Annotated in this window: 2 protein-coding genes and 1 pseudogene; 1 reads left to right on the top strand and 2 read right to left on the bottom strand. The window is 75.1% G+C overall.

Going from position 1 to position 6,117, the window contains the following annotated elements:
- Positions 1–634: carbohydrate binding domain-containing protein (locus tag WCS02_RS16255; protein ID WP_340295129.1), on the bottom strand; the 634-nt coding region annotated here is incomplete at its 3' end.
- 747 nt (positions 635–1,381) lie between these two features.
- Here WCS02_RS16255 and WCS02_RS16250 point away from each other — a divergent pair.
- Positions 1,382–5,527 (top strand): LamG-like jellyroll fold domain-containing protein, encoded by a 4,146-nt coding sequence (locus tag WCS02_RS16250; RefSeq protein ID WP_340295127.1) that lies wholly within the window; start codon positions 1,382–1,384, stop codon positions 5,525–5,527.
- 99 nt (positions 5,528–5,626) lie between these two features.
- Here WCS02_RS16250 and WCS02_RS16245 read toward each other — a convergent pair.
- Positions 5,627–6,117: pseudogene (locus WCS02_RS16245) on the bottom strand (hypothetical protein); the annotation flags it as partial.

The raw sequence follows: 6,117 nt of genomic DNA, 5'->3' as shown, positions 1-6,117 counted from the left end.
CAGGCGCCGGGGCGGGAGCGGGGGCGGGGGCTGGAGCAGGCGCCGGAGCAGGGGCCGGGTCCGGCGCAGGGGCTGGGGCGGGGGCGGGCGCCGGGACGGAGGCGGAGCCGCCGACGGTCGCGCTGACGTCGTCCACGCGGACGCTCTTGCCGGGCGCGACGTCCCAGCCGAGGACGTTGAGGTCCAGGTTGGAGCCGGAGCTGGCGGGCGTGTAGGTGACGCTCACCTGCTGCCAGCCCGTGCCGGCGAGCCACGCGGTGCCGCGGGCCTGGCCCTTGAGCTCGCTGCCGGCATACTCCATGAGGCGGATCGCGACCGAGGTGCCGGGGTCGTCGGTCTGCACCCACGCGGTCGCGGTGACCGCGGCGCCGGCGACGGTGGAGCCGACGGTGTTCGCGGCGTCGTTGAGGACGACGGTCTGGGGGGTCTTGGTGCGGTTGGTGACCTTGCCGGAGGCGGCGCCGGACTTGACGACCGACGAGCGCAGGAGCCGCGTGCCGGTGGTGGGGGCTGTCCAGCCGGTGGTCGTGGTCTCGAAGCCGGGGTTCACGACGAGGTTGGTGGCGGCGCTGGCGCTGGTGACGGTCGAGGGCAGGAGCGGCGCGACGAGCATCAGGCCGACGACGGGGGCCATCAGGCGACGTAGACGTCTGGGGGCGGGGGCGGGGGTCATGAGGTACTCCGTTGCGGTTCCGGCTCGGGCTTCGAGGCAAGGTGGACGGGGAGTCCATGGCTGTATCGGTGCCCCAGCAGGCCCCTTGAACGACCGCGGCCGACGGTGGACGCAGGTCACCGTCTCGGCCGCACGTCCATGACAGGGCGTGAACGGGCTGGTGCGGTCGCAGCCTGTCAGACCTGGCAAGAGGGCTGCCGAGGACGCATAGCAGCGTCGGACGGGCGTCGGGTCCTGTTCTCACTCTGCGTACGGACGGCCGGGCGTCCGTCCGAGGGCGCCGACCGGTGCTAGAGGGGCGTCCATCCCGGGTCTGACCTTCCGGTTTCCCTCGATTCGTCGGTCCGCCGGTCAAACCTCCGCGGGCTATGACCTGGATCACGTCCCGTCACGCCGCGTAGGAACAGGAGTGACGGACATCACGCTGCCTCTGTCCGCGATCTGCTACGCCGGAGGGACCGCGGTGGGAACATCCCCGCCCCGGAGGCCGCTGGGCCGTCCGGGTGACGACGCTGCAGGGAGTGCCCGCGCGCCCGGGCGAGCCCCTCGTCGGGCCGCGGTCACGCTGCGTGCGACCTGGTGACCCTCAGGACGCCTGCGGGGCGGGGTTGCGCAAACGCTGCGTGCGGGACGGCCCGGGTGGTTAGCGTCGTCCCCGTCGCGTCTCACGCAGGGTGAGAACCACGCGTCGGGTCCGCTGGAGCACCCATGGACAACGTCCGTCGCACGATCAGCCTGCTGCTCGCCTCCGTCCTCGTCACGGCGGGGCTGACGGCGCTCGCCGCCCCCGCCCTGGCGCTGCAGGGGACGGTGCCGGGAGCCGCCGCCACGAGCTGGCAGACCAACGGCACGGTGCGGGCCATCGCCGCCGTGGGCGGCGTGGTCTACGTGGGGGGTGACTTCACCGCGGTCCGGCCGCCCGGCGCGGCCCCCGGGACCAATCAGACGACGCGGAACCGGCTCGCGGCCTTCGACGCGGCGACCGGTGCCCTCATCACGGGCTTCAACCCCGACGCCTCGGCCACCGTGCGGTCCCTGACCGTCAGCCCCGACGGGTCCCGCCTCTACGTCGGCGGCGACTTCACGACGATCGCCGGCCAGACCCGCAACCGGCTCGCCGCCTTCTCCGCCTCGACCCGGGCGCTGCTGCCCTGGGCCCCCGCCGCCAACGGCCGGGTCTCGGGCATCGCCGTCCAGGGCACCACCGTCTGGGTGGGCGGGTACTTCACGAGGATCGGGACCACCACCCGCTCCCGCGTGGCGGCGCTCGACGCGACCTCGGGCGCGCTGCGTCCCTTCACGACCAACCCGGACAACGTGCTCTACGACATCGCGGTGTCCCCCCAGGGCGACCGCCTCTACCTGGCCGGGGCCTTCCTCGCCGTCAACGGCGACACCGCCCAACAGGCGGCCGCGGTGGTCGACGCGACCACCGGCCAGGTCCTTCCCCTGCCCGCGGCCCAGGAGGCCATCCCGCGCCGCACCCCCGGCTGCATCGTCGAGACCACCGACATCGCGGTCGACAGCACCACGGCGTACTACTCCGCCGAGGGCACGGGCGGCGGCTGCTTCGACGGCACCTTCGCCGCCCAGCACGCCGGCGGCACGACCAAGTGGATCAGCCGCTGCCTGGGCGCCACGCAGGGCGTGACCCTGCTCGACGGCGTCCTCTACACCGGGTCCCACGCCCACGACTGCTCCGGCGACCGGTCCTTCGACCCCGACGCCTTCACCGAGACCGGCTGGTCCCGCGGGCTGTCGCGCAAGCTCCTGGCCCGCGGCGCCGACGACGGCGCGCTCGAGTCCTGGTACCCCAACACCAACGGCGGGGCGGCCGGCGGCCTCGGCCCGCGCACGCTCGCCAACGACGGCTCCCAGGTCTTCGTCGGCGGGGAGTTCACCACCGTCAACGGCGTCGCCCAGCAGGGCTTCACGCGCTTCTCGCCGGCCGGGCCCACGGCCCGCCCCAGCCAGCCCGCCGCCGTCCGCGCCATCGCCCGGGGCGACGGCAAGGTGTCCGTGTTCGTGCAGTCGCCGACCGACAACGACGACGTCGACCTCGTGGTGCGGCTGTACCGCAGCGGCACGACCGCGCCGATCGCGACCGCCGACGTGCACTCGCTGTTCTGGCGCCAGCCGGTGGCGGGCTTCGAGGACACCGGGCTCGCCCCCGGGACCTCGGTGACCTACTCCGTCGAGGTCGCCGAGAAGAACGGGACCGGGGTGAGCCCGCGCACCACGGCGGCGCCCGTGACCGTTCTGGCCCAGGCCCCGGCCTACCAGGCGGCCGTCGCCGCCGACTCGCCGTCGCTGCACTGGCGCCTCGGCGAGCCCGCCGGCCCGGCCCTGTCCGACGCCTCCCCCCGCCTGGACGGCGGCACCGTCTTCGGTGCTCCGGCCTTCGGGCAGGAGGGCGCCACCGCCGACGGCGACCGCTCGGTGCGCTTCGACGGGGCGAGCACGTACGTCTCGAGCGAGGTCATGGCCCAGGGGCCGTCGCAGTTCTCCGTCGAGGCGTGGTTCAGCACGACGAGCACCGCCGGCGGCAAGATCATCGGCTTCGGCGACAGCCGCGGCGGCCTGGACTTCAACGGCAACCCCCAGGTCAGCGGCCAGTACGACAAGCAGGTCTACATGACCGGCGACGGGCGCCTGGTCTTCGGCGTCTACGTCGGCGGCACCCACACCATCGCCTCCGCCCCCGGCCTCAACGACGGCGCCTGGCACCACGTCGTCGGCACCCAGGGTCCCGGCGGGATGGTCCTGTACGTGGACGGCGTCCGCGTCGGCCGCAACGGCCAGGCCCAGAACCAGGGCTACCCGGGCGTCTGGCGCATCGGCGGGGACAGCCTCGGCGGCTGGCCCGACCAGCCCCCGTCGGCGTTCTTCGCCGGACGCATCGACGAGGTCGCGGTCTACGGCGCCGCGCTCCCCGCCTCGTCGGTCGCCGCCCACTACTCCGCCACCGGGCGCACCCCCGCCCTGCCGCCCGCGCCGACCGACGCCTACGGCGCCTCGGTCGTCCAGGACGGCCCGAGCTTCTACTGGCGCCTCGACGGTGCCGGCGGGGCCACGGCGGCGGACAGCTCCGGCATGCAGGAGGAGGGCGTCGTCACCGGGCCCGTCACCTTCGGTGTCGAGGGCGCCCTCGAGCCCGGCCGCACCGCCGCACGCTTCGGCGGCGCCCCCGCCGGCGTCCGGTCGACCAGCTCCTCCCAGCCCACCGTCTACAGCGCCGAGCTGTGGACCCGGACGACGACGACCACCGGTGGCAAGCTGGTGGGCTTCGGCAACGCGGCCGAGGGGAACAGCGGCGCCTACGACAAGCACGTCTACATGCGCGACGACGGCCGCCTGGTCTTCGGGGTGTACGTGGACGGGTTCGCGACCGTGGTGTCCGACGCCGCGTACAACGACGGGCAGTGGCACCACGTCGTCGCCACCCAGGGCCCCGGCGGCATGCGGCTCTACGTCGACAACCAGCTGGTCGGGAGCAACCCCACCTCCGCCAACCAGGCCTACCAGGGCTTCTGGCGGGTCGGCGGGGACAACCTGGGTGCCTGGCCCGACCGCCCGTCCTCGGACTGGTACTCCGGTGACATCGACGAGGTCGCCGTCTACGACGGCGTGCTCGCGCCGGCCGACGTGGACGCCCACTACCGGGCCTCCGGGCGGACGGGGCCGCCGGACACCAGCGACCCCACGGTCGCCATCACCTCGCCGGCCGCGGGAGCCGAGGTCTTCGGGCCGGTGACCGTGCGGGCACAGGCCGACGACGACCGCGGCGTGGTCTCGGTGCGCCTCCTCGTCGACGGCGCGCAGGTCGCCGAGGACGCGACGGCCCCGTACGAGCTGCCGTGGTCCGCCGTGGCGGAGGGCGAGCACGTCCTCACCGCGGTGGCCGCCGACGCCGCCGGCAACAGCACGACGTCGGCGCCCGTCGCGGTGGTGGTGCCGGAGGACACGACGGCACCGGCGCAGGTGCAGGGGCTGTCCGCGAGCGACGTCACCGCCTCGCAGGCGACCCTGGCCTGGACCGCGGCCACCGACGACCGCGGGGTGGCCGGCTACGTCGTCCTCCGGGACGGCGCGGAGCTTCCCGGCACCACGGCGACGACGGGGCGCACGGACACCGGGCTCTCGCCGTCGACGACATACGGCTACCAGGTCGTCGCCGTCGACGCCGCGGGCAACCGCGGCGCTGCCAGCGCCGTGCTGCAGGTGACCACCGCGAGCAGCCAGACCGTCGTCTTCTCCGACGCGTTCGGCCGCGCCGACGGTCCCTGGGGCGCGCCGTGGCAGACCACGTCGGGGAACGGCTCGGCGACCGTCGCCTCGGGCGCCGGCCGGCTCGCGTTCACCAGCACGTCGGGTGCCTACGCCCGCGCCACGCTCGCCCTGCCCGGCGAGCGGGACACCGACACGCTCCTGAGGTTCCGGTGGACCGACACGTCGGTGCGCTCCTACCTCACGGTCTTCACCCGGGGCAGCGGCGGCTGGCGCAACGCCTACCGTCCCCAGGACGGCCTGGGCGTGGAGCTGAGCTCGTGGACCGGGGCCGTCGCGGTCCAGCGCGCGCAGGCCGGGGGCGTGACCACGGTGGCCACCGTGCCCGGCGCCCAGCAGGTGAGCACCGCCCCGCAGATGCTGCGGCTGCGGGTCGTGGGCGACACCGTGATGCTCAAGGTGTGGCCGGCGGCCGCCGCGGAGCCGCAGGCGTGGACCACCTCGCTCGCGGTCCCCGGGGTCGCTGGGCCGGGGCAGCTGTTCCTGTCCTCGGTCAAGGCCGGCACCACGGCGGGCGCGGCCGCGGTCGAGGTGGACGACGTGGTGGTCACCCGCCTCGCCCCCTGACGGCAGCACCCGGCAGACGAGGACGCCCCCCGACCGAGAGGTCGGGGGGCGTCCCTGCGTGCCCTGCGCGGGGCCGGCGGGCGCGGTGCCGCCGGTCTGTCAGCAGTCCGGGTCGTCCGGGAAGTCGCGGCGGACCACCTGCCACGCACCGTCGGTCTGCTGGACGGTGAGCTGCACCGCCTGCCGGGTGCGCAGCCCGTCGGTCGGCTGCACGAGGACGCCCTGCTCGTCGACGACGCGGACGTCGGAGGAGTCGACGCAGACGCGGAGCACCTGGCCCGTCGCGTCCTGCGACAGCACCTCGCTCGACACGACGGTCGTCCGGCCCTCCTGCCGCCAGCCGTTGACGTCGTACTCCTCCAGCTGCGTCGTGAGCTCCTCGAGGAGCGGGCCCGCGACGGCCGGCACCGAGGGCACGGGCGAGCCCGTGTCCCCGCCGTCGCCGCCGGCGCTGAGGGTCAGGTCGGTGCCGCGGACGAACAGCTGCACGGCGTCGTCGGCCGTCGTGGCCACCTCGGCGGGGGCCGTGGCCCCGCCGGGGGCGGGGGCCACCGTCGGCGCGGCGTCCGGCGCGGCGGAGGGAGCCGGGT

This window comes from Aquipuribacter hungaricus (assembly GCF_037860755.1).
Lineage (GTDB): Bacteria > Actinomycetota > Actinomycetes > Actinomycetales > JBBAYJ01 > Aquipuribacter > Aquipuribacter hungaricus.
This window is presented reverse-complemented; position numbering and strand designations above follow the sequence as displayed.

Bases quoted from the DNA above. Each gene is read 5' to 3' on its own strand.
- WCS02_RS16250 (WP_340295127.1), top strand. From the start codon at position 1,382: ATGGACAACGTCCGTCGCACGATCAGCCTGCTGCTCGCCTCCGTCCTC.